The organism is Pseudomonas sp. NPDC089547, assembly GCF_050280665.1.
In the GTDB taxonomy this organism is placed as follows: domain Bacteria; phylum Pseudomonadota; class Gammaproteobacteria; order Pseudomonadales; family Pseudomonadaceae; genus Aquipseudomonas.
Map to the genome: position 1 here is coordinate 1 of NZ_JBNNVS010000007.1, position 24,096 is coordinate 24,096.

Annotated in this window: 22 protein-coding genes; 20 read left to right on the forward strand and 2 right to left on the reverse strand. The window is 62.7% G+C overall.

Annotated features, from left to right (window positions below):
* The first annotated feature begins 183 nt into the window (after positions 1–183).
* From ACQKPZ_RS06880 to ACQKPZ_RS06960, 17 genes are all read left to right on the forward strand, one after another.
* Positions 184–2,595 (forward strand): TonB-dependent siderophore receptor, encoded by a 2,412-nt coding sequence (locus ACQKPZ_RS06880; protein ID WP_427536382.1) that lies wholly within the window; start codon positions 184–186, stop codon positions 2,593–2,595.
* A 179-nt stretch (positions 2,596–2,774) separates the two neighbouring features.
* Entirely contained in the window at positions 2,775–4,424 is a 1,650-nt protein-coding gene (locus ACQKPZ_RS06885; protein ID WP_427536384.1) for an MFS transporter, read from the forward strand.
* Positions 4,421–5,554, forward strand: coding sequence for an HlyD family secretion protein (locus tag ACQKPZ_RS06890; protein ID WP_427536386.1), 1,134 nt, complete (start codon positions 4,421–4,423; stop codon positions 5,552–5,554). Before ACQKPZ_RS06885 ends, ACQKPZ_RS06890 begins: the two co-directional genes overlap by 4 nt.
* Positions 5,555–5,757: 203 nt before the next feature.
* Positions 5,758–6,351, forward strand: coding sequence for a hypothetical protein (locus ACQKPZ_RS06895; protein WP_427536388.1), 594 nt, complete (start codon positions 5,758–5,760; stop codon positions 6,349–6,351).
* A 370-nt stretch (positions 6,352–6,721) separates the two neighbouring features.
* Complete coding sequence (locus tag ACQKPZ_RS06900) at positions 6,722–8,020, forward strand: MFS transporter (protein WP_427536390.1); 1,299 nt, start codon at positions 6,722–6,724, stop codon at positions 8,018–8,020.
* Between the two features lie 110 nt (positions 8,021–8,130).
* Entirely contained in the window at positions 8,131–8,439 is a 309-nt protein-coding gene (locus ACQKPZ_RS06905) for a hypothetical protein (protein WP_427536392.1), read from the forward strand.
* Between the two features lie 160 nt (positions 8,440–8,599).
* Complete coding sequence (locus ACQKPZ_RS06910) at positions 8,600–9,151, forward strand: YbhB/YbcL family Raf kinase inhibitor-like protein (protein WP_427536394.1); 552 nt, start codon at positions 8,600–8,602, stop codon at positions 9,149–9,151.
* A 554-nt stretch (positions 9,152–9,705) separates the two neighbouring features.
* Positions 9,706–10,767 carry a 3-deoxy-7-phosphoheptulonate synthase gene (locus ACQKPZ_RS06915; protein WP_427536396.1) on the forward strand — a complete coding sequence of 354 codons (1,062 nt, stop codon included), beginning with the start codon at positions 9,706–9,708 and terminating at the stop codon, positions 10,765–10,767.
* A 78-nt stretch (positions 10,768–10,845) separates the two neighbouring features.
* Positions 10,846–11,127 carry a peptidylprolyl isomerase gene (locus ACQKPZ_RS06920; RefSeq protein ID WP_003258780.1) on the forward strand — a complete coding sequence of 94 codons (282 nt, stop codon included), beginning with the start codon at positions 10,846–10,848 and terminating at the stop codon, positions 11,125–11,127.
* 154 nt (positions 11,128–11,281) lie between these two features.
* A complete protein-coding gene (locus ACQKPZ_RS06925) occupies positions 11,282–13,081 on the forward strand; it encodes an extracellular solute-binding protein (protein ID WP_427536656.1) in 1,800 nt (599 codons plus the stop codon).
* Positions 13,078–14,136 carry a microcin C ABC transporter permease YejB gene (locus ACQKPZ_RS06930; protein ID WP_427536398.1) on the forward strand — a complete coding sequence of 353 codons (1,059 nt, stop codon included), beginning with the start codon at positions 13,078–13,080 and terminating at the stop codon, positions 14,134–14,136. Before ACQKPZ_RS06925 ends, ACQKPZ_RS06930 begins: the two co-directional genes overlap by 4 nt.
* Positions 14,136–15,152 carry an ABC transporter permease gene (locus tag ACQKPZ_RS06935; protein ID WP_427536400.1) on the forward strand — a complete coding sequence of 339 codons (1,017 nt, stop codon included), beginning with the start codon at positions 14,136–14,138 and terminating at the stop codon, positions 15,150–15,152. Before ACQKPZ_RS06930 ends, ACQKPZ_RS06935 begins: the two co-directional genes overlap by 1 nt.
* Before the next feature lie 25 nt (positions 15,153–15,177).
* Entirely contained in the window at positions 15,178–15,948 is a 771-nt protein-coding gene (gene hbdH / locus ACQKPZ_RS06940; RefSeq protein ID WP_427536402.1) for a 3-hydroxybutyrate dehydrogenase, read from the forward strand.
* A 55-nt stretch (positions 15,949–16,003) separates the two neighbouring features.
* Complete coding sequence (eco, locus tag ACQKPZ_RS06945) at positions 16,004–16,483, forward strand: serine protease inhibitor ecotin (RefSeq protein WP_427536404.1); 480 nt, start codon at positions 16,004–16,006, stop codon at positions 16,481–16,483.
* Between the two features lie 214 nt (positions 16,484–16,697).
* The gene (locus tag ACQKPZ_RS06950; protein ID WP_167061156.1) at positions 16,698–16,973 is read left to right on the forward strand and encodes a peptidylprolyl isomerase; all 276 of its coding nucleotides are present in this window, start codon (positions 16,698–16,700) and stop codon (positions 16,971–16,973) included.
* Positions 16,974–17,094: 121 nt separating this feature from the next.
* Complete coding sequence (locus tag ACQKPZ_RS06955) at positions 17,095–19,506, forward strand: autotransporter outer membrane beta-barrel domain-containing protein (protein WP_427536406.1); 2,412 nt, start codon at positions 17,095–17,097, stop codon at positions 19,504–19,506.
* Between the two features lie 109 nt (positions 19,507–19,615).
* The gene (locus ACQKPZ_RS06960; RefSeq protein ID WP_427536408.1) at positions 19,616–20,383 is read left to right on the forward strand and encodes an RHS repeat-associated core domain-containing protein; all 768 of its coding nucleotides are present in this window, start codon (positions 19,616–19,618) and stop codon (positions 20,381–20,383) included.
* A 134-nt stretch (positions 20,384–20,517) separates the two neighbouring features.
* Here the strand turns inward: ACQKPZ_RS06960 and ACQKPZ_RS06965 are convergent, their stop codons facing one another.
* Positions 20,518–21,141, reverse strand: a complete 624-nt coding sequence (locus ACQKPZ_RS06965) for a LysE family translocator (RefSeq protein ID WP_427536410.1) — start codon at positions 21,139–21,141, stop codon at positions 20,518–20,520.
* 131 nt (positions 21,142–21,272) lie between these two features.
* Between ACQKPZ_RS06965 and ACQKPZ_RS06970 the strand changes: the two genes are divergently transcribed.
* Positions 21,273–22,082 (forward strand): helix-turn-helix domain-containing protein, encoded by an 810-nt coding sequence (locus ACQKPZ_RS06970; protein WP_427536412.1) that lies wholly within the window; start codon positions 21,273–21,275, stop codon positions 22,080–22,082.
* Positions 22,083–22,155: 73 nt separating this feature from the next.
* Positions 22,156–22,770 carry a LysE family translocator gene (locus tag ACQKPZ_RS06975; protein ID WP_427536414.1) on the forward strand — a complete coding sequence of 205 codons (615 nt, stop codon included), beginning with the start codon at positions 22,156–22,158 and terminating at the stop codon, positions 22,768–22,770.
* On the opposite strand, the gene ACQKPZ_RS06980 is transcribed toward ACQKPZ_RS06975, so the two are convergent.
* The gene (locus tag ACQKPZ_RS06980; protein WP_427536416.1) at positions 22,718–23,449 is read right to left on the reverse strand and encodes a metallophosphoesterase; all 732 of its coding nucleotides are present in this window, start codon (positions 23,447–23,449) and stop codon (positions 22,718–22,720) included. The two genes, ACQKPZ_RS06975 and ACQKPZ_RS06980, sit on opposite strands and share 53 nt — an antisense overlap.
* A gap of 75 nt (positions 23,450–23,524) precedes the next feature.
* Here ACQKPZ_RS06980 and ACQKPZ_RS06985 point away from each other — a divergent pair, with 75 nt between their 5' ends.
* Positions 23,525–24,040 carry a DUF3016 domain-containing protein gene (locus ACQKPZ_RS06985; protein ID WP_427536418.1) on the forward strand — a complete coding sequence of 172 codons (516 nt, stop codon included), beginning with the start codon at positions 23,525–23,527 and terminating at the stop codon, positions 24,038–24,040.
* Positions 24,041–24,096 lie beyond the last annotated feature (56 nt).

The window sequence follows — 24,096 nt, forward strand, 5'->3', positions numbered from 1 at the left end:
CCCTGTGGGAGCGGGCGTGCCCGCGAACACCGGCAAAGCCGGTGCCATCCACTGCGTTGCCTGCTTCGCGGGCGCGCCCGCTCCCACAGGGCCGCGCCAGCTTCAGGTTTTCAGTGATACCTTTTCCTGCGTCGTCCGGTGATGAGTGCAGAACCTTCATTTTCTGCAGCACAGGACCCTCGCATGACTCCCCGTTTCCGCCTCAAGGCCCTGAGCCTGGCCATCGCCCTCGGCGCCCTGGCGCCCCTTCAGGCACCCCTGGCCGCCGACGCCACCGCACGCGCTTATCACCTGGCTGCCGGGCCACTGGCCGACGTACTGGCGCGCTTTGCCGCCAGCGCGGGGGTGCCGCTGTCGTTCGACCCGGCGCTGCTCAAAGGCGTGCAAAGCCAGGGGTTGGAGGCCAATTACAGCGTACAGGAAGGCTTCGCTCGCCTGTTGGCCGGCAGTGGCTACAGCCTGATAGCTACCGACAGCGGCGGCTACACACTGGCGCCAACGGTCGACCTGGGCAATGCCCTCGAACTGGGCGCCACCACCATCAACAGCGACCTTGCCGCCAATGCCAATACCTGGCAAGGCGGCCAGGTAGCTCGCAGCGCCCGCCTGGGCGTGCTTGGCGACCAGGCAATCAGCGACGTGCCGTTCAGCGTTACCAGCTACACCGCCAAGACCATCGCCGACCAGCAAGCCCGCACCCTGGGTGACGTGTTGCTTAACGACGCGTCGGTACGCCAGTCGGCGGGTTTCGGCAACTTCTCGCAGGTGTTCACGATCCGTGGCCTGCCGCTGAACACCGACGACATCAGCTACAACGGCCTGTACGGGGTACTGCCGCGGCAGATCGTGACCACCGAGGCACTCGAGCGGGTCGAAGTATTCAAAGGTTCCAGCGCCTTCATCAACGGTGTTGCCCCGCAGGGCAGCGGCATTGGCGGTGCAATCAACCTGGTGCCCAAGCGCGCAGAGGACACCCCCACCCGGCATGTCACCCTTGACTACGCCACGGGCGACAACATCGGCGGCCACCTGGACCTGGGCAAGCGCTTCGGTGAAGACAACCGCTTCGGCGCACGCATCAACCTGGCCCAGCATGACGGCGGCACCGGCGTGGACGACGAAGCCCAGCACTCCACCCTGGTGGCCGTAGCCCTGGACTACCGTGGCGAGCGCCTGCGCCTGTCCACCGACCTGGGTTACCAGAAAGAGCGCATCAACCAGGGCCGCGCGGTGATCTACCCCACCGGCAGTAAAGTGCCCCACGCCCCGTCGGCGCGTGACAACTACTCGCAAAGCTGGAGCTGGTCGCAGCTCGAAGACACCTACGGCATGGTCAACGCCGAGTACGACCTGAACGACAACTGGATGCTGTATGCCGGCGCCGGTGCCAAGCACACCCGTGAAAATGGTGAGTATTCCTCGCTGTACGTCAGCGACGCCAACGGCACCGCCCGTGGCGGCTTCCTTTATTCACCCCATGACGAAGACAACAAAAGCGCAGTGGCCGGGCTGAATGGCCGCTTTGCCACCGGCCCGGTCAGCCACCGCGTCAATTTCGGCCTGTCGGGCATGTGGGGTGAGCAGCGGTCGGCCTATGAGGCGCTGGCTGCGGCCAAACGCTATGACAGCAACCTGTACAACCCGGTGAAGGTGCCGCGCCCGACCGACACCTATTTTGGCAGCGACTTGCATGACCCGCGCATTGTCGGCAAAAACCGCAACAAAAGTGTAGCGCTGTCCGACACCCTGGGCTTTTTCGATGATCGAGTGCTGCTGACCGTGGGCGTGCGCCGGCAGTCGATCAGCGTGGACAGTTGGGCGACCGCCACCGGTACACGCAACACGCCTTATGACGAGTCCATCACCACCCCGGTGTATGGCCTGGTGATCAAGCCTTGGGAGCATGTGTCGTTCTATGCCAACCGCATCGAAGGCCTGGCCCAGGGCCCGACTGCACCTTCCAGCGTGACCAACGCCAACGAAGTGTTCCCGCCCAAGCGCAGCAAGCAGGTCGAAGCCGGGGTGAAGCTGGACTGGAACAGCTTCGGCGCCACCCTGGGCGTGTACCGCATCGAACAGCCCAACAGCGTCACCTACCGCGCACCAGGTGCAACGCTGGATACCTTCAGCATGGACGGCGAGCAGGTCAACAAGGGTGTGGAACTGAACCTGTTCGGTGAGCCGGTGGACGGCCTTCGCCTGTTGACCGGTGCAGTGTTCATGCACACCGAACAGAAGAACACTGCCTATGGCAGCAACGACGGCAACCGCGCTGCCGGCGTGCCACGCTTCCAGTACAACCTGGGTGCCGACTGGGACGTGCCTGGCCTTGAGGGCGCCGCGCTCAGCGCCCGCGTGCTGCGCACCGGGGGCCAGTTTGTGAACGCGGCCAACAGCCTGAGCATCCCGGCCTGGACCCGGGTGGACCTTGGCGGGCGCTACCGCTTCAAGGTCGATGACAAGCAGGTGACGTTGCGCGCCAATGTGGAGAACGTGGCGAACAAGGCGTATTGGGCGTCGGCGTCGACATCCAACAACTACCTGACCCAAGGTACTCCGCGGGTTTTGCGCCTGTCGGCCAGTGTTGATTTCTGAGCCTGGAGGCCAGCAGCTGTTATAGCCTGATCCGGCCTCATCGCGGGTAAACCCGCTCCCACAGGTACTGCGCTAGCCTCAAGGTTGATGCGATCCCTGTGGGAGCGGGTTTACCCGCGAAGAGGCCGGCACAGGCACAACTGTTTTCTTTGCCACCGCCGCTCAAGTACAGTCTGCCCATGGACAAGTACGCCCCCCGCCAATGGCTCCCCCACGAGCAACCCAGCCTGCCGGGCTCCCCCTCCACGCCCCTGCATTCGCCCGCCAGGCGCTTGGCCTACGGCGTGGTCGGCCTGCTGGTGGCCATTACCGGTGGCCTGGGCAACGCGCTGGTCACCGCCAACCTGGTGTTCCTGCAAGGCGCCCTGGGCGCGACCACGGCCGAAATGGCCTGGCTGCCCGCCGCGTACGTCATGACCAACGTGTCCATCAACCTGCTGCTGGTCAAGTTTCGCCAGCAGTTCGGCCTGCGCGCATTCACCGAAGTGTTCCTGGTGCTGTATGCCCTGGTCACCTTCGCCCACCTGCTGGTCAACGACCTCAACTCGGCCATCGCCGTGCGCGCGGCCCATGGCATGGTCGGCGCCGCGCTCAGTTCGCTGGGGCTGTACTACATGATCCAGGCGTTCCCGGCGCGCTGGCGGCTCAAGGCAATGGTGCTGGGCCTGGGGGCCTCGCAGCTGGCACTGCCGCTGGCGCGGATTTTTTCCGAAGACCTGCTGCAGATTGCCGAATGGCGTGGCCTGTACCTGTTCGAACTCGGCCTGGCGCTGACGGCACTGGGCTGCGTGCTGATGCTCAAGCTGCCACCGGGTGACCGTTTCAAGACATTCGAACCACTGGACTTCCTCACCTTCACCCTCATGGCCAGCGGCACCGCCCTGCTCTGCGCCGCGCTGTCGCTGGGCCGTATCGACTGGTGGCTGGAGGCGCCGTGGATCGGCGTGGCGCTGGCGGCATCGATCGGCCTGATTTTCAGCGGCCTGGCCATCGAGCACAACCGCCAGAACCCGTTGTTGATGACCCATTGGCTGGGCAGCGGTACCGTGATTCGCCTGGCCCTTTGCGTGGTACTGATCCGTATGGTCACGTCCGAACAGTCCACGGGCGCAGTCGGCTTCTTACAGGCGCTGAACATGGGCAGCGAGCAAATGCGCACGCTGTATTGGGTCATGCTGCTGGGTGCGGTGGCGGGCCTGGCCAGCAGTGCCCTCACCATCAACCCCAACCACCTGGTGATACCGCTGTTCGTCTCGCTGCTGGCCATGGCGGCCGGCGCCTTCATGGACAGCAGTTCCAGCAACCTCACGCGCCCGGCGCAAATGTACTTCAGCCAGTTCCTGCTGGCATTCGGCAGCACCTTCTTCCTCGGCCCGTCGATGGCCCTGGGCATCAGCCATGTGCGCGCCAACCCGCGCAACCTGGTGAGCTTCTCGGTGCTGTTCGGCATCTGCAACAACCTCGGAGGCCTGATTGGTGCGGCACTGCTGGGTACTTTCCAGACCTGGCGGGAAAAATTCCACTCCAGCCACCTGATGGACCGCCTCAGCTACCTGGAGCCACTGGTAACCGCCCGCGTGCAGAGTGGCGGCGCCGGCTACGGCGGCATCTTTGCCGACCCGGCAGTGCGCAGCGAGGCCGGCATGCGCTTGCTGGCCAGCGCCGCCACCCGCGAAGCGAACATCATGGCCTACAACGATGTGTTCGTACTGATCGGCAGCATCGCTATCCTGACCATGGTCTGGATCTGCATCCGTAGTACCTGGCTCTGGTACGCAAGGCGCCAGGCCACCCCCACTGACACCAGCCCCGGCGCGCCCACCCGATGACCGACGACACCCGCACCACAACCACCACCGCCATCGCCGAAACCCCGGAAGGCGTTACACCGCCCAGCGAGCCGACCAGCCCGGTGCGCTCGCGGCGGGTGCGCATCCTGTCATCGGTAAGCTTCGCCTGCGTGGCCCTGGCCGGCATCCTGCTGGTGCTGTATGCCTGGCGCCTGCCGCCGTTCAGCAGCGCCATTGAAAGCACCGAAAATGCCTTGGTGCGCGGCCAGGTGACGATCATCGGCCCGCAGCTCAGTGGCTACATCGTCGATGTGCCGGTGCACGACTTCCAGTTCGTCAAGGCCGGTGACCTGCTGGTGCAACTGGACGACCGTATCTACAAGCAGCGCCTGGCCCAGGCCATCGCCCAGCTGCAACAGCAACAGGCTGCCCTGGCCAACAACCTGCAACAGCGCAACAGCGCCGAAGCCACCATTGCCCAGCGCCAGGCGGCCATCGGTGATGCGGCGGCCCAGGCGGCCAAGGCCAAAGCCGACCTGGGCCGCAACCAGGCGCTGGTCAACGACGGCTCGGTGTCACGCCGTGACCTGGACCTGGCCCGCGCCAGTGAAGCCGCAGCAGTCGCCAGCCTGGCCCAGGCCAAGGCAGCACTGGAAATCGCCCGTCAGGACCGGGAAACGGTGGTGGTCAACCGGGCGGCGCTGGAGGCATCGGTGGAAAATGCCAAGGCCGCCGTGGCGCTGGCGCGTATCGACCTCGACAACACCCGTGTCACCGCCCCGCGCGACGGCCAACTGGGCCAGATTGGCACGCGCCTGGGGGCTTACGTGAACTCCGGCGCGCAGTTGATGGCACTGGTGCCCGACACGTTGTGGGTTATCGCCAACATGAAGGAAACCCAGATGGCCAATGTGCGCATCGGCCAGCCGGTGACGTTCACCGTGGATGCGCTCAACCACCTCAAGCTCAAGGGGCACGTGCAGCAGGTTTCGCCGGCCACCGGCTCGGAGTTCGCCTTGTTGCAGGCGGACAACGCCACCGGCAACTTCGTCAAGATTGCCCAGCGAATTCCGGTGCGCATAACCGTGGATGCCGGTCAGGACCAAGCCAGGCGCCTGCGCCCAGGGATGTCGGTGGTCGTCAGTATCGATACCCGCAGCCAGGATTGAGGCTGTTGCTGCCGGCCTCTTCGCGGGTAAACCCGCTCCCACAGGTCCGCTACAACGCTTGGAATCCATGCAGTACCTGTGGGAGCGGGTTTACCCGCGAAGAGGCCGGGCGGGCACATGCCGAGATGCCGTCGTGCCACGATTGCGCCGCTCTGGCCCGTGGGTTTTAATCCCGACCGATCCGTTTTCAAGGAAGTGTCACCATGTACAGGAAGATCGTGCCGATGGCGCTGCTGGCAACCCTGGCCGGTTGCTCAGGCAGCGAGGACACCAGCAAGGCCAGTTTCCAAAAGGCCGCCCAAGCCCACCTCGACACCCGCTACCCGCACTGCTTCATCAACAGCGCATTCCCCACCAAAACCCAGGACTTCGACCTCCAAGGCACCAACAAGGCGCTGCATGCCCTGGCCCGGGTGGGCGTGGTCAGTGAAAAGGAAGTCTCGCGTACCGAAGTGCCTGCCCGGCTTTGGCAGCCGGCACGCACTGACATCTACTACGCCTATGACCTTACCGACGAAGGGCGCAAGTATTACAAGGCCGACAAGGGCCTGTGCTTTGGCACCGCACAGGTAACAGCCATCGAGCAGTTCAGTGAACCAAGCGAGGCAACGGGGCAGAAAGCCTCGAATGTGACCTATGCCTACAAGATTACCGGGCTACCGGCATGGGCCAATGATGAAGGGGTCAAGGCCAGCATTGCCGACCTTGGCAAGGCCGTTGCCAGTAATGACACACCGTTCAAGGAAACCCGGGCAATGGTGCTGACCGCACAAGGTTGGCAGTTGCAGGAGAAGTAGTGGGTTGCGAGGGCTGCATTGCAGCCCCCGGCTTGTCTGTCACAGACACATTCATGTCGCCTACAGACTGCGGCGTCTCGTCGCATACCAAAGCCCCTTGGGCAAAACCTCGCAAGCCCGTAGAATCGCGCCTCCTTTTCGCCCGTCGCCTTTAACGGTGGCAACCGTCAGCAACGACAGAGTCCGTGCCTGAACACATGAACGCACATGTGAAATAGGCTCAACCCTCCCCGCACAGCCCTGCTCCTGCCAGGCAAAGCGGTTGAGTCTTGCCCAGGTCGCATCCGTGTAGACACTCGCCCATGTTTGGGTCGAGCCAATGTGCGCGTCCGAGAAGGCGCTCATTCCGCTCATCCAACTAGAGGTACGTATGTCTCCGCGTTTGCTGGCCATGGCGCTGGCGCCCCTGCTCGGGTTGTTCATCATTGCCCTGGGCAACGGCTTCATGTCTTCCCTGACCACCCTGCGCCTGGGCGCTGCCGGTGAGTCGGCCACCACCATCGGTATCGTCTCGGCGAGCTACTTCATCGGCCTGACCCTGGGTGCCATCTTCAACGACCGGCTGATCCTGCGCATCGGCCATATCCGCGCGTACACAAGCTTTGCTTCGCTGATCGGCGCGACCATCCTGCTGCAGGGGCTGTTCTACGACGTCACCTGGTGGTCGGTGCTGCGCCTGATCAACGGCTGGGCCGCGGTCGGCGTATTCCTGGTAATCGAAAGCTGGCTGCTGCTGGCCGGCGACGCGAAGATCCGTGGCCGCCTGCTGGCGCTGTACATGATCGCCTTCTACGGCGCCGGGGTAATTGCCCAGGCAGGCCTTGGCGAAATCACCCAGCTTGGCGACTCTGCACCCTTCATGCTGGCTGGCGTACTGGCTGCCCTGTCGGTACTGCCCATCGTGATCCTGCCGCGGGTATCGCCACTGCTGGAACAGGTCGAACCGCTCAAGCCACGCCAACTGCTCGGTGTTGCACCGTCGGGGCTGGTAGGCTGCTTTGGCTCAGGTGTGATCATTGCCGGCATCTATTCCTTGCTACCCCTGTACTTGCAACGCATCGGCCTGGACGTGGGTGAAGTCGGCACGATGATGGCCTGGGTGATCCTGGGTGCGATGTTGTTGCAGTACCCGGTCGGGCGCTGGTCGGACCGCAAGGACCGCCTGGATGTGCTGCTGGCCCTGGCTGCATTGTGCGTGGTGCTGTCACTGATCACGGTGTTCCTGGCATCGGACTCGCTTTTGCTGCCTGCAGTGCTGTTCCTGCTGGGTGGAGGCGTGTTTACCCTTTACCCGGTAGCCGTCAGCCACGCCGCCGACCGTGCGCCCTCCGATGCGTTGGTGCCCATGATCCAGGGCTTGCTGCTGATCAACTCGCTGGGTTCGGCCATGGCGCCACTGGCCATTTCGCCGCTGATGACCTCGTTTGGCGAGGTCGGTCTGTTCTGGGCCTTTGCCGTGGTCAACCTGGGCATGGTGTGCTTCTTCATGTGGCGCCGCGGCAAGCGCCCGGCCGCAGAGCACCCTGCACCGTTCACCGCATCGACCACCTTCTCGCCAACCGGTGCTGAACTGCGCGTGACCGAAGACCTGATGCACGCAGCGCAGGAGCATCCGCCGTTGGAACCGGTGGAAAGCCCGGCGCCAGCGCAACGTTCGGAATCTCATTGATGCCTGGGGCCGCGAAGCGGCCCCAGAACCCACCACTCGTCGCCCCGAAGGCACCCCGGCACCGGCACCCAGCCAAACGAATGACAGATCATCCGCAAAGGAGACGTCCCATGACCCGCATTCGCCCCCTCTCCCTGTGCCTGGCGCTCGCGCTGGCCAGCCTCACCGGCACCACCTTCGCCGCCACCGACACCAACACCGACAGCCGCCCGCAAACCGACCAGTCTGGTGGCAAGACCGCGGGTGACGGCAGCAGCGTCAACAGCCCCGGCAGTGGCCAGAACAACGACAGCAGCGATACGGGCAGCAACAGCGATGCCGCCGACGGCGCCAGTGGCGGCTCCAACAGCACGGGTGAGGCCACCGGGTCTGGCGCCGGGCACACCGGCGGTACCGCCGAGGACCAGGACAGCCATTGAGCCAGGCCAGCACGCAGCAGCAGCTGTTGCCCGAAGGACCGGTCGGATATGTAACTTGATCAGTGGCGCAACATCGAGAAACCCAATGGCCCTGCGGAAGGGACGCTGAGCAACCGCCTTGCCGGTAAGCTGTGTTTTTCAACCCTGCGATGGAGTCGCCATGAACCTCAAAGTTTGGCTGTTCGCTACCTTGCTGCCTTGCAGTGCCCTTGCCGCTGCTAACAATCAAGGCGCGCTTTCCGTCAACTCATCTTCATTCACCGATGGTGGCGTAATCGCCCTGCAGCAGGTCGGACCGGACCCGGCCTGCGGCGCCGGGGAAGAGCGTACCCCGCAACTGAGCTGGGACAACCTGCCCGCAGGTACCCGGTCGTTGGCGCTGATCATGTTCGACCCGGACGGCGGCAAGGGTATAGGCGTGGTGCACTGGGTAGCCTATAACATCGACCCGGAACAGGATGGGCTCAAGGAGGGTGCGGCCGGGCTAAGCGGGCAATACGTGACCGTGGGCCGTAACTCGCGTGGCACCCTCAGCTTCCGGGGCCCCTGCCCACCCGCTGGCGATAACCCGCACCATTACGCACTGACCTTGATCGCCACCGACCTGCCCTTGGGCACCCTGCCCGAAGGGCTAGACCGCAACGGCCTTTTGCAGTTGCTACAAGGCCACGCACTGGGCGCGCAAAGCCTGGTCGGGCGGTACGGGCATTGAACCAAACAGTACAAAAACAAATGATCGAGCCAATAGCATTTATCCATTGAATGGCCCGGGCGAAGTGAAGTAAGCTCGGGCTCATTCACTGGAGAGCAACATGCCGAAACACACCCGCAACCACGCCAACCACACCGGTCGCAACCTGCGCCCTGTGCAGGCTGTTGCCGGCTGCGTGGCACCTGCCAGCTATTACTTTGGGTATTGGTTTAGCCACTAGGCGCCGATACCCACACGGCGCCCACCTTCGAGGGGCCGCCGAACATGAGAATACTCAAACCCCCGGTCGGCTCCCCGACCGGGGGTTTTGCTTTTCAGGCCTTTGAACAACACCGATTCACATTGAGGACAGATTCATGAACTACGCCACTTATTACTACGCAAACACCTATGCCTGGCGATTTAGCCAATCCCGTTCGGGCCAGCCTGCCGCCTCCGACCGGTCTTCCATAGGTGGCAATGCAGCAGCCAATACGAATTCAACGATCTGTCGAACACCTCGATAGGGCCGACCACGCGGGCCACAACCCGCCGTCCGCCCAGGGAAAAAAGCCATGCAAGCTTCCAGCCTCGCCCTGCCCCTGACCCAGCCGCAAGCGGCCAACACCACCGTCAGCATGCGCCTGCCCAGCCCACACCTGCTCAAGCAGCAGATGCCGCTGACCAGCGAACTCACCCAGCAAGTCCACGCTCACCGCCAGGCCATTCGTGACATCCTCGAAGGCCGAGATCCGCGCCTGCTGGTCATCGTCGGCCCCTGCTCGATCCACGACCCCCGCTCGGCCCTGGAATACGCCGACCGCCTGGCCGCCCTCAGCCGCGAAGTCGACGACAAGCTGCTGCTGGTGATGCGCGCCTACGTCGAAAAACCGCGTACCACAGTGGGCTGGAAAGGCCTCGCCTACGACCCGCACCTTGATGGCAGCGACGACATGCACTCGGGCATCGCCTTGTCGCGCGGGCTGATGATCAGCATGATCGAACGCGGCCTGCCGGTTGCCACCGAGCTGCTGCAACCGATGGCCGCCGGCTACTTCGACGACCTGCTGGCCTGGGCCGCCATTGGCGCACGCACCACCGAATCGCAGATTCACCGGGAAATGGTCAGCGGCCTGGAACTGCCGGTCGGCTTCAAGAACGGCACCGACGGCGGCATCGCCATCGCCAGCGACGCCATGCGCAGCGCAGCCCACCCGCACCGCCACTTCGGCATGGATGCGCAGGGCCACCCGGCCATCATCGAGAGCCTGGGCAACCCCGACACCCACCTGGTACTGCGCGGTGGGCACAAGGGCCCCAACTACGATGCCAACAGCATCGCCATGGCCCGTCAGGCACTGGCCAAGGTTGGGTTACAGGCACGCATCATGGTCGATTGCAGCCACGCCAACAGCGGCAAGGACCCGGAGCGCCAGCCCGCGGTGTTCAATGATGTACTGGAGCAGCGCCTGGCCGGCGACCGCTCGATCGTAGGTGTGATGATCGAGGGGCACCTGTTCGATGGCTGTCAGGCGCTGGGCAAGGGCGCACTGAAATACGGCGTGTCGATCACCGACGGCTGCCTGGGTTGGGCTTCGACTGAAACCCTGTTGCGTGAAGCGGCACAAAAACTGTAAGCGAAGGTTGCAAGCCTGGCGAGACATACCCCAAGCAAGTGCGCTAGGCTTGCCTTTTTACCCCAAGGAGCAGTACCCATGGCCCGTGCAACCGCCCGCCACATCCTGGTCAGCAGCGAAGAGAAGTGCAACGAACTGAAAGCCCAGATCGAAGCAGGCGCCGACTTTGCTGAAATCGCCAAAGCCAACTCCACCTGCCCGTCCAGCCGGCAAGGCGGTGACCTGGGTTCGTTCGGCCCAGGCCAGATGGTCAAGGAATTCGACACCGTGGTGTTCAGCGCTCCGGTCAACACCGTGCAAGGCCCGGTGAAGACCCAATTCGGCTACCACCTGCTGGAAGTGACCAGCCGCCAGGACTAAGCCCTCGCAGCTGATGAAAGTCCGTGTGGGAGCGGGCGTGCCCGCGAATAGGCCAGGCCAGACAACCTCGTTGCCTGAGCCGACGCATTCGCGGGCGCGTCGCAGCGGCGCACCGCCGCTCCCACAGGGTTTGTGGAGCCTGTTCTTGCTTTGTCTGGCTTTCAATGCCCAAGCCGCCCCCACCCACGCCCTCACCGTCTACGACGAAGCCCCCCGCTACAACGCCAGCTTCCAGCATTTCGACTACGTAAACCCGAACGCCCCAAAGGGCGGCATCCTGCGCCGCTCGGCCATCGAGATCGGCCAGTTCGACCATATCCTGCCCTACATCGACAAGGGCATCGGCGTCAGCGAAGTCGATGGCCTGCTGTACGCACCTCTGGCCGTGCGCTCGTTCGATGAACCCTACACGGTCTATGGCCTGATCGCCCGCAGCATGGAGCGCGGCCCGAATGATGCCTGGCTGCGTTTCGAGATAGACCCGCGCGCTACATTCGCCGATGGCAAGCCGGTGCGTGCCGAGGATGTCCGTTTCACCTTCGAGCTGTTGATGAGCAAAGGCAGCCTCAAATACCGCACCCAGTTCGCCGACGTGACCGGGGTTACCGTGGAAGGCCCGCAGCGTGTGCGTTTCGACTTCAAGCCCGAGCACGGCCGCACCCTGGCCCTGGACCTCGCCAGCCTGCCGGTGCTGCCCGAGCACGACTGGGGGCAGCGCGACTTTGCCAATGGTGCAGGCTTCGACAAGCCGGTCGGCAGCGGCCCGTACCGCATCGGGCGCATCGACAACGGCCGCAGCATTACCTTCGAACGCGACCCGAGCTGGTGGGCACGTAACCTGCCGGCCAGCCGTGGCCGCTACAATTTCGACAAGCTGCGCATCGAGTACTTTGGCGACACCGAAGTAGCCCGGCAAGTACTCAAAGGCGGTGGCTACGACTACAACCGGGAGTTCTCCGCCACCGCCTACACCCTGGGTTACAGCGGCGCTCAACTGGACGACGGCCGCTTGCAGCGCGCCCACCTCGGCCCGGCCAAGCCACAGGTTGCCCAAGGCTTCGTGTTCAACCTCGACCAGCCGCAGTTCAAGGACCGCCGCGTGCGCCAGGCACTTGGCATGCTGTGGGACTACGAATGGAGCAACCGGCAGATGATGCGCAATATGTACATCCGCCAGCAAAGCGTGTTTTCCAATACGCCGCTGGCGGCACGCAACCTGCCGGATGCTGGCGAACTGAGGTTGCTCGAGCCGCTGCGCGGCAAGGTGCCAGACGAAGTCTTCACCACCGTCTTCACCGCCCCGGTCACCGACGGTTCGGGCATCATCCGCAAGCAGCAGTTGCAGGCCCTGGCCCTGCTTGAGCGCGCCGGCTGGCATCCTGAGGGGGACCGCCTGGTCAACAGCCAGGGCACGCCACTGGCGTTCACCTTTCTCAACGGCCAGTCGGGCATGGAACGCCTGCTATTGCCGTGGAAGCGCAACCTGGCACAGATCGGCGTTACCCTGAATATCCGCAACGTCGACTCGGCCCAGTACGTGAACCGCCTGATGGCACGGGACTACGACATGATCGTCACCGGTTATCCGGTCACCCTGTCGCCGGGCGCAGAGCTGTACAACTACTTCGGCTCGGCCGCCGCACACGACCCCGGTTCGAACAACCTCATGGTGTTGCAGGATCCGGCCGTGGACCACCTGATCGACGGCCTGGTACGCGCCGACACCCAGGCCGACATGCTGCACCATGCCCGTGCCCTGGACCGGGTGCTGCAATGGAACTACTACTGGATCCCCAACTACTACCCGCCGGGTAGCTCCACCGCCTGGTGGAACCGCTTCGGCCTGCCAAAGGTGCAAGCTGCCTATGACGAAGGCCTGGACACCTGGTGGGAAGTCAGCCCCACACCGCTGACCAACGCACAAATGGCCGAACGCAAAAAGGCCTTGCCATGACTATCTACATCCTACGCCGGCTGCTGTTGATCATCCCGACCTTGCTGGCGATCCTGCTGGTCAACTTTGCTATCGTTCAGGCCGCGCCAGGCGGCCCGGTGGAGCAGGCGGTGGCGCGCCTGCAAGGCCTTGGTGGCGGCGCACCCGGCGCACGGGCCGAGGTAGTGCATGGCGAGTCGCGTGCTACGCGGGGCCTGGACCCCAAACTGATCGAAGAGATCAAGCGCCAGTACGGCTTCGACAAGTCCGCCCCCGAGCGTTTGTGGCTGATGCTGGGCCAATATGCCCGGCTGGACTTCGGCACCAGCTTCTTTCGCGGGGCCAAGGTCACCGACCTGATCCTCGACAAATTGCCGGTGACCCTGTCACTGGGCCTGTGGGCCACGCTGATCACCTACCTGGTGTCGATCCCGCTGGGCATCCGCAAGGCGGTGCGCCATGGCAGCCGTTTCGATGCCTGGAGCAGCGCACTGATCGTGGTCGGCTACGCCCTGCCCTCGTTCCTGTTCGCCCTGCTGCTGATCGTGTTGTTTGCCGGTGGCACCTCGCTCAACTGGTTCCCGGTGCGTGGCCTGGTGTCGGACAACTTCGACGAACTCAGCCTGCTGGGCAAGGTCGCCGACTACTTCTGGCACCTTGTGCTACCGGTCGGGGCCTTGGTGATCGGCGGTTTTGCAACGCTTACGCTGCTGACCAAGAACGCCTTCCTCGACGAGGTTTCCCGCCAATACGTGGTCACCGCCCGGGCCAAGGGCCTGAGTGAACGCCGGGTGCTGTATGGCCATGTACTGCGCAATGCCATGCTGCTGGTGGTGGCTGGCTTGCCGCAGGCGCTAATTACCGTGTTCTTTGCCGGTTCCCTGCTGATCGAGGTGATCTTCTCGCTCGATGGCCTGGGCCGCATGAGTTACGAGGCCGCTGTATCGCGGGATTACCCGGTGGTGTTCGGCACGTTGTTCATCTTCACGCTGGCGGGCTTGCTCATCCGCCTGGTAGGTGACCTGTCGTACACGCTGCTCGACCCGCGCATCGACTTTGACACGAGGGCGCACTGATGCTTTCCCCCATCTCGCGCCGTCGCCTGCAACGCTTTCGTCGCAACCGCCTGGGCTGGGTTTCGCTGTGGCTGTTCGCCGGGCTGTTGTTGCTGAGCATGGCCGCTGAGCTGGTGGCCAACGACAAGCCCCTGCTGCTGGGCTACAAAGGCGAGCTGTACGTACCGGCACTCAAGCGCTACACCGAACAGCAGTTTGGCGGCCAGTTGCCGTTTCAGCCTGACTACCGCAGTGCCTATGTGCGCCAACTGATAGCAGATCAAGGCGGCTGGATGCTGTTCGCGCCCATCCCGTTCAGCGCCGACACCCCCAATTACGACTTGCAAGTACCTACCCCCAGCCCGCCAAGTGCGAGCAACTGGCTGGGTACCGACGACCAAGGCCGCGACGTGTTGGCGCGAGTGCTGTATGGCACGCGGGTATCGCTGCTGTTCGCTTTTGCCCTGACCGTGGTCAGCGTGTTTATCGGTTTGCTGGCTGGCGCGCTTCAGGGTTATCACGGCGGCTGGGTCGACCTGCTGGGCCAGCGGCTGCTGGAGGTGTGGTCGGGGTTGCCGGTGCTGTACCTGCTGATCATCCTCAGTGGTTTTGTCGAGCCGGACTTCTGGTGGCTGTTGGGGATCATGGCGCTGTTCTCCTGGTTGACGCTGGTTGACGTGGTACGCGCCGAGTTCCTGCGGGGGCGCAACCTGGAGTATGTGAACGCCGCCCGGGCGCTGGGTTTGCCGGACAGCCAGGTGATGCTGCGGCATATCCTGCCCAATGCGATGAATGCCACGCTGACCTACATACCGTTCATTCTGACCGGGGCAATCACCACCCTCACTGCACTGGATTTTCTCGGGTTTGGCATGCCGGCCGGCACAGCCTCGCTCGGCGAGCTGGTGACCCAGGGCAAGCAGCACCTGGAGGCACCGTGGCTGGGCTTTACTGCATTCTTTGCACTGGCAGTGATCTTGTCGCTGCTGGTGTTTATCGGGGATGGCTTACGGGAGGCGTTCGATCCCAGGGGCTAAGACACCTTGTTGACAGGAGCTTTGCATGACCATAAAAGGCAAGACTGCACTCGTCACCGGTTCCACCAGTGGCATCGGTTTAGGCATTGCCCAGGTGCTGGCCCGTGCGGGCGCCAACATCGTGCTCAACGGTTTTGGCGACCCGGCAGCGGCGCTGGCCGAGATCACCCGCCACGGGGTAAAGGCTGTTCACCACCCGGCAGACCTTTCGGATGTGAGCCAGATTGAAGCGTTGTTCGCCCTGGCCGAACGAGAATTCGGTGGCGTCGACATCCTGGTCAACAATGCCGGTATCCAGCACGTAGCGCCGGTGGAGCAGTTCCCGGTGGAAAGCTGGGACAAGATCATCGCCCTCAACCTGTCGGCTGTGTTCCATGGCACGCGCCTGGCGCTACCGGGCATGCGCACGCGCAACTGGGGGCGCATCATCAACATTGCCTCGGTGCATGGCCTGGTCGGTTCATCAGGCAAAGCGGCCTACGTGGCGGCCAAGCATGGCGTGGTCGGCCTGACCAAGGTGGTGGGCCTGGAAACCGCCACCAGCAATGTCACCTGTAACGCTATCTGCCCCGGCTGGGTCCTGACCCCTCTGGTGCAAAAGCAGATCGACGATCGTGCTGCAAACGGTGGCGATCCACTGCAAGCACAGCATGATCTGCTTGCCGAGAAGCAACCGTCGCTGGCATTCGTCACCCCCGAGCACCTGGGTGAACTGGTACTATTCCTGTGTAGCGAGGCCGCAAGCCAGGTTCGCGGCGCCGCCTGGAATGTCGATGGTGGCTGGTTGGCCCAATGACGGGCGGCGTGGGCCTGGCAGCGGTCTTGCATTCGTTTATCTGCAAGGAGGCCCTATGCGCCCAACCCCGATCACCGAGATCCTGGCCCTGACCCTGGCTGCCGCCGCGCCTGCAATGGCTGCCAGCCTGAAGGACGTCGCGCCCTACCCCGAGGCAGAAAAAGGCTTCACCCGGCAGGTGATCCACCTGCCGGCACAGGCCGATGAGTCGGCTTTCAAACTGGAAATCCTCGCTGGCAAGACGTTGCAGGTCGACTGTAATCGTCAACACCTGGGCGGCAGCCTGGAAGAGCGCACCCTCGAAGGCTGGGGCTACAACTACTACCGCCTGGGCAAAGTCAGTGGCCCGGTCAGCACGATGATGGCATGCCCGGGCGGCAAGAAGACCGAAGCCTTCGTGCCAGTGGTGGGTGACGGCTTCCTGCTGCGCTACAACAGCAAGCTGCCGGTGGTGCTGTACGTACCCAAGGATGTCGAAGTGCGCTACCGCGTCTGGTCGGCGTCGCAGAATGTGCAAAACGCTAAAGCAGAGTAAGAGCTGGAAGCTACGCGGTCCCTGTAGGAGCGGCCTTGTGTCGCGATGGGCCGCAAAGCGGCCCCGGAATCTGCACTGCGAAGCTGAAAATCTGGGGCCGCCTTGCGGCCCATCGCGACACAAGGCCGCTCCTACAAAGAGCACCCAATCGCTTCAAAGCGAATGAATCAGGCATAATGCGCCCCTTTTTTGCGCCACGAAGCACAGGTACCCCATGAAAGCCCAAGCCCGCCACATCCTGGTCAAGACCGCTGACGAAGCCGAAAAGCTCAAGCAGCGCATCGCCAACGGCGAGGCTTTCGACGTGCTCGCCAGGAAGTTCTCCATTTGCCCTTCGGGGAAGCGCGGTGGTGACTTGGGCGAAATTCGCCCGGGCCAGATGGTCGGTGCCATCGACCAGGTGATTTTCAAGAAGCCGCTGCGTGTGGTGCATGGGCCAATCAAAAGCAAGTTCGGCTACCACCTGGTGCAAACGTTCTACCGCGATTGATATCAGCAGGCCACCTGACATTTTTGCCAGTTGTCCCGTCACGGCACATTACTTACAACACAGGCAGGTCCGAAGCGACGCTTCAGGTAGTGGACCCTTCAATGGACACGGAGACCTGCCTATGCGTTGCCACCGCTTGCTACTGCCTGTTGCATTGCCGCTGCTGACACTGCCTTTACTGGCTCACTCCCAATCCCAGACGGTTACCCCCGGTGAGACCCTGGGCGCGCTTGTGCAAACCAACGACGCGGATACGTTCGAGATCCGTGGCGGAACGGTTCAGTCATTGCAACAAGGCAATGGTGTCGACACCTTCACAATGTCCGCAGGCACGCTAGGTTCCTTGAACCAAGGCGGCGACATGGACAACTTCACCATGACCGGCGGCACTATTACGGGTGCATTTGAAGACGGGGACATCGCCGACTTCCAAGGCGGCAGCATTGGCCGAATAGATCTCAAGCTCGCTGACAACGTGCTAACCATGTCCCAGAAACTCGGGATTGAAACCGTTGTAGTTGGCAACGTCGTCAGTGGCCTTGGCAACGACACAATCACCATGACCGGCGGCACCATCGGCGGTGATATCAGCACCAGTAGCGGCGTAGACAAGATCACCATCAGCGGCGGCACGCTCAAAGGCGAAATACGCACTGGCAACGATGATGATGTGTTTACCTGGACTGGGGGGGAGATCGGCAAACGGGTCATCCTGGAAAACGGTAACGACACAGCTACTGTCCGCACCCTCGACCTCAGCAACTCGACCGTTACCCTGGACGGCGGCACTGGCACGGACACGCTTGCATTCGAGCAGAGCAAGGTTGGCAAAGGTGCTTTGTACGTCAACTGGGAATCCATCAGCCTCAACCAAGGCAGCCAGCTGACCCTCGACGACACTCTCACCCTGGGCGACCTGGGCGCCGAGCAACCACGCGTAATCCCCGCCACGGGCACCGGCACCTTGCTGATCGATGCAGACAGCTCGCTGATCAGCCGCCAGGGCAGCATCACCAGTGCCCAGACGGGTAACAAGGTATCGGTTGTAAACGCTGGCACCATCGACCTGAGCCGTGGCAATGACGCCCAGGGCCGGCTGACCATCCAGGGTGACTACACCGGCAACAACGGCACCCTGCGCCTGAACAGTGTGCTGGCAGGCGATGACGCCGCCTCCGACCGTTTGGTGGTCAGCCGGGGCGCCATCAGCGGCTCTACCCAGTTACTCATCAACAACCTCAATGGCACGGGTGCAGCGACTGCCCAGAATGGCATCCAGGTCGTTGAGGCCCGCGACGGCGCCACCAGTACTGCCACTGCCTTCGTGCAGACACAGACACTGTCGGTTGGCGCATACGATTACCGCCTGTTCAAAGGCGGCGTAACCGCCGGTAGCGAAAACAGCTGGTACCTGCGCTCGACGGTGGTCGCCCCGGCCCCTGTACCCGAAACGCCAACTCAGCCAACCGAGCCGGGGGAGCCCCCGGTGATCGCCCCGGCGCAAACGCCACCGGTTGCGGCGCCGGCACCCGGCCAGGTCGAACTGCCGGCCCCCGTGCAAGGCGAAAGTTTGCCCCTGTACCGCCCGGAAGTCCCGGTTTACGCCGCAGCCCCAAGAGGCGCCGCGATCATCGCCCGTCAGGCCTTGGGCACCTTCCACCAACGCCAGGGCGACCAACAGTTGCTCAAAGGCGAAGGCGGCCTGCCCGCCAGTTGGGGCCAGGCCTACGGCGGCACATTGCGCCAGCAATGGAGCGGCACGGTCAGCCCGAGCCTGGATGGCGACCTGTACGGATTCAAAGTCGGCCAGGACCTGTACGCCAAGGTGGGTGACAACGGCTATCGCCAGCATGTCGGGTTGTACGTCAGCCACAGTCGCCTGGACGCCGACGTAAAAGGCTTTGCCCTGGCCGTTCAGGACCGCAGCGTCGGCGATCTGAAACTCGACGGCGACAGCGTGGGCGCCTACTGGACACTGGTCGGGCCGCAGGGCGCGTACCTGGATACCGTGTTGCAGTACACCCACCTCGATGGCCGCGCCCGCTCGGATCGCGGCGACAAACTCGACATCGATGGCCACGCCTGGACAGCCTCGCTGGAATCCGGCTACCCCATCGCCCTGTCCGAACGCTGGACCCTGGAGCCACAAGCCCAGCTGATTGCGCAAAAAGTATCGCTCGACAGCGCAAGCGACAGTGTCTCGAGCATCAGTCATGACGCCCAGGTAGAGTTGACCGGGCGGTTGGGCGTGCGTCTGGAAGGTGCGTTCACGGGCAGTAGCGGGCGCCTGTTGCAACCCTACGCACAAGTCAACCTGTGGCACGGTGATGGTGGCCGCGATACCTTGACCTTCGATGATGTCGACAAGATCAAGACCGACTACCGCTACACCTCGGCACAACTGGAAGGCGGCGTGGTAGCGCAGGTCAGTGAGGCACTGAGCCTGCACGGCGGCGTGCAGTACACCGCCAACCTGGACAGCCGCCAGCAGGAAGCCAGCGGCGTGAACGTGGGGGTGCGCTGGCAGTTCTGAGGTTACGCGTCACACAGAAGGGTTGTACTACTGTTCCTCCCTGTGAACGCTTTGGTAACGGTCCGATTTAGAATAGATTTTAATAACTCGGCCTAGGGATGGATGAAACATGCACAACCGCACCGAGTTCGCTAGACGCATGACTTATTGTTCATATGGTTACTCCCACAACAACCAAAGGTGTATCATCTCATTCAAAGGTGAACACCCCAACAGTATTGATGGCAGTTATTTTTTTGGAAATGGCTATCGACGTTACAACCCAGTGCTAAAACGATTTGAACGCGCTGACACAGAAAGCCCATTTGGGGTAGGGGGTATAAATGCCTATGCGTTTGTCCTCGGCGACCCGATAAATCTATCAGATCCATCGGGTCGTGGCCCTGGCTTGCCGATTAGCCCCCCACTTGCATTCAAAGGCAAGATACAATTGATAAAGGGGCTAAGGGTGTTCACAGTTGCCTCAGATAAAGTTCCAGCAGGCGCTATAATCACCATTGTGGCTCATGGCAACGGAGCCGGACAACTGGGAAAAAAATATGGCCCATACCATGCTGCCAAGAAAGTGTATCAGGCGATGAAAAACAATAACATCCCCGTCGACAGCTACCCTACTCATCTTGTTTCATGCAGAGGGGCCGACACGTCCATTTTCAATAAAACGCCAGCTGCACAGGAGTGGGCTAACCTTACCGGCCAGCCAGCCATCTCATATAAGGGGGTAGTGGTGGCGGCGAGAACAAAAATCCCGCGCAGAACAAAAAATTCATTCGACGGCTTTGTCAACATCTTCACTCATGAAAACTTCAAACCTGTCACATTCTATCCAGATGCAACAGCCACGACAGACGCAAGAAGTAGCATCAGAAGGCATTGAGTGCAAATGCCTGCACTCAATGCAAGGTCAACTCAAACCGCGTCAGCAGAGACTGTTTAATCAAACCCAGTACAGGCCAGATTGATGCGCGCCAGTACATTTTTCCACGATCATAGTCAGAGTTTTGATTTTTCTTAACGTCGTGCTGCCAGTAACCCAAGCCCGGCGCAGCCCAGCAGGGAGGCGCTGACCCGGTTGAACAAGCGGCGTGGGCCAGGCTGGCTGAACCAGCGCTGCATGTAGGCGCCCAAGCCTGCGTAAATGGCAATGGCGGCCCATTCAAGCAGCAGGAACAGCACGCCCAGCCACAGGAATTGCTCGCTCACCGGGGTGGCGCTACCGACCGATACGAACTGCGGCAGGAAAGCGGTGAAGATCAGAATGGCCTTGGGGTTACCGGCTGCCACCCAGAACTCCTGCCGTGCCAGGCGCCAGGTGCCACGCGGGTGATCCGTTGCCACCACGGCCTCGCCCACCGGTGCCCGCCACAGTTGCCAGGCGATATAGAACAGATACGCCGCACCCACCACCTTGATGGTCAGGAACAGGTATTCGCTGGTGTGCAGCACCACGGCCAGGCCCATGGCCGCCAGGGCGATCATGCCGCTGAAAGCGATAATGCGCCCACCACCGGCCACGCAGGCGGTGCGCAGGCCATAGCGGCTGGCATTGTGCAACGACAGCAGGTTGTTCGGCCCCGGCGCCATGTTCAAAGCGAAGCAGGCGGGAATGAAGAGCAGCAGGCTTGAAAGGTCCATTGTTGTTTTCCTTTGGCAACTGCTGTCTATTTCGGCGGTTGCGGGGCCTTGCGGTCAAGTTACAGCCAGCGATAAAAACTGTACGGGTACACGCCAGCTGTTACGCTGGCGGTGCCACCGAGGACCTTGAGATGCTCCGTTCGCAAAACGCGCTATGGCGCGACCCGGCACTCCCACATGTAGAAAGCCGCCGTGCCTGCCATAGCCGGGCCTGTTACAAGGCCCACAGCCACCCGACGTTTTCCATCGGCGCGGTGGATGCCGGCCATAGTCATTTCAGCGGCGCCGCACACGGGCAGCAACGCCTGACGCCCGGTACGCTGGTGCTGGTGCCGGCCCACCGCGTACATGCCTGCAACCCCGAACCTGGGCAGCCCTGGAGCTACCAGATGCTGCATGTGGATGCCGAATGGCTCAACCAGCTGCGCCAAGAGTCGGGGCTGGGCGGCGCCGGCCCTTGTGAGCCGGCACGTATCTGCCGGGAAGCGGCGGTGTATGGACAGTTCTGCGAGCTCAACAGCTTGTTGTTTTCCAGCGCCAGCAACAGTGAGAAAGATGCCGCATTGATTACCTTTCTCGGTGACCTGGACTTTGCCGCTCATGCACCGCTGGCAGCAGCCCCTGCCTTGGGCGCCACAGCATTGAGCGGGTTGATCGCGCACCTCGAAAGCCAGGACCCTGCGCAGTTGAGCCTGGAGGTGCTGGCCCGCGAGGCTGGGCTTGGCCGCTACCAACTCATCCGTACGTTCCGCACCGCCACCGGGTTTACCCCGCACGCCTACCTGCTCAATGCCCGGGTCAACCGTGGGCGGCAGTTGCTCGGTGAAGGGCAAGCGCTGGCAGAAGTGGCCTACCAGCTCGGGTTTGCGGACCAAAGCCATTTTCAGCGGGTATTCAAGGCCCATGTAGGGGTGACACCGGGGCAATACCGGGGCCGTTGATAGCCTGCAATATTGTTCAATACGCTGTGGCCCGGGCGGGGCAAAGTGCGGTTTTTACGCCTGAGCAGCCCCAATGCAACAATTCCTGATCATCGCCCTCGCCCACTTCCTCGCCCTGCTCTCGCCCGGCCCGGACTTCTTCCTGGTCGCGCGCAGCTCGATCACCAGCGGCTGGCGGCTTGCCAGCGGCGCCTGCCTGGGGATAGCCCTGGCCAATGGCGCGTTCATTGCCATGGCCTTCACCGGCCTGGCCGTACTGCAGGAAGGCAGCGTGCTGTTTACTACCCTGCAACTGGCCGGTGCCTGTTACCTGCTGTACATCGGCATGCTGTTCTTGCGCCATGCCGGGCAAACCCAACTGAGCATGGTCGCGGGCAATCCGCAGGTGCAAGGCTGGTGGCGTGGGTTGGGCATGGGGTTGTTGTCTGGCATCCTCAACCCCAAGAATGCACTGTTCTACGCCAGCCTGGCGAGCATGGTTGCCAGCGCCAGCGCCGGCTGGAAAACCGCCTACGCCCTTTGGATGTTCAGCATTGTGCTGCTGTGGGACTTGCTGGTTGCCGTGGCCATCGGCAACCAGCGGGTGTTGCGACGCTTCGCCCGCAGCCTGCCGTGGCTGGAGCGAGCCTCGGGCGTCATGCTGGTGGCATTGGGGCTGGTGCTGGTGATACATCTGGCGCGGGGCTGAGCAGTTTCAGCATGCGCATGTCCATCAAACTGAAGTGGCCACTGGCCCAACCACCGGTGTCCAGGTGCCAGACATTGCCCAGCAGCTTGGGCTCCAGCACCGGTGTATGCCCGACAAGCAAGGCGCGCAGGCCTTGCACTGGCTGGGTATCGCCTTCCTTCAGCCGGCGGCGCGACCACTGGCACACTTCCCGCACTTTGGGGTCGTCGTCCAGCTCCAGTTCCAGCCAACTACGTAATGCAGCCCAATCGGCAAACGGGCTGTCGGCGTGTAGAAGGCCTACCAAACCATCCGCACTTTCCACTTCGATCGCAATCGGCAGCTGCTCGAAGCGTTCCACGTAGCGTAATTGCTCGACCCGCGGCAGGTCGAGGAACCAGCTTCCGCCCGCTGCACGGTACATGTCCAGGTCAAGCCGCCCACCTCGCACGCGCGTGATTGCCAGCGCTTCATGGTTGCCTTGCACCGCATGAAACCAGGGCCGGGCAAGCCATTCCAATGCTGCCTCGCTGTGCGGCCCGCGATCGACCAGGTCACCCACGCTGAACAGGCGGTCCACGGCCGGATCGAACCCCACCGCTTCCAGGCACTGCTCCAGGCGTTGGAAGTGGCCATGGATATCGCCTACCGCCAGGTCTCGCCCGCGGATATTGGCGAGTAACCGCCGAAACCGTCCCATTACAATCTTCCTCTGCTGGTGGCGCCATGGCGGGCGTAAAATGGAAGCACTCCCCAACTACCCCGGAGGTGCATCATGCGTACCGCCCTTGTGTGTGCCGTGCTCATGGCGCTGTCACTGGACAGCATGGCACAAGGTACCCCGGCCGCGCAGGTCGAGGTGCGTTTCGACCACCCGGAAAAATTCCGCGATGCCAGCCTGGACAGCCATGGCTATGAGCGTGGCGCCGATGACTATGTGATGAAAACCCTCACCCAGTACCTGCAGAAACTCGGCCAGCGCTACCTGCAACCAGGCCAGCAACTGGTCATTGACATCCGCGATATCGACCTGGCCGGGCGCTTCGAGCCTTGGCACAGCCAGGCCTACGATGTGCGCTACATGCGCGAGATCACCTGGCCGACCATCGACCTGACCTACACCCTCAGCCAAGCGGGCAAGCCCGCCCAGCAGGTGCAGGAGCGGGTCAGCGACAAGATGTACCTCAGCCGCCCGGGCAGGGTCGCCAGCAGCAGCGACCGCCTGTATGCCGAGAAAGCCATGCTCAACGACTGGTTCCGCCAGCGCTTCGCCCCGCACCCGGCAACCTGAAAAACCCTTCACTGGTACAGGTGTTGGTGCCGGTAGTATGCTCGGCCCTTCAACCT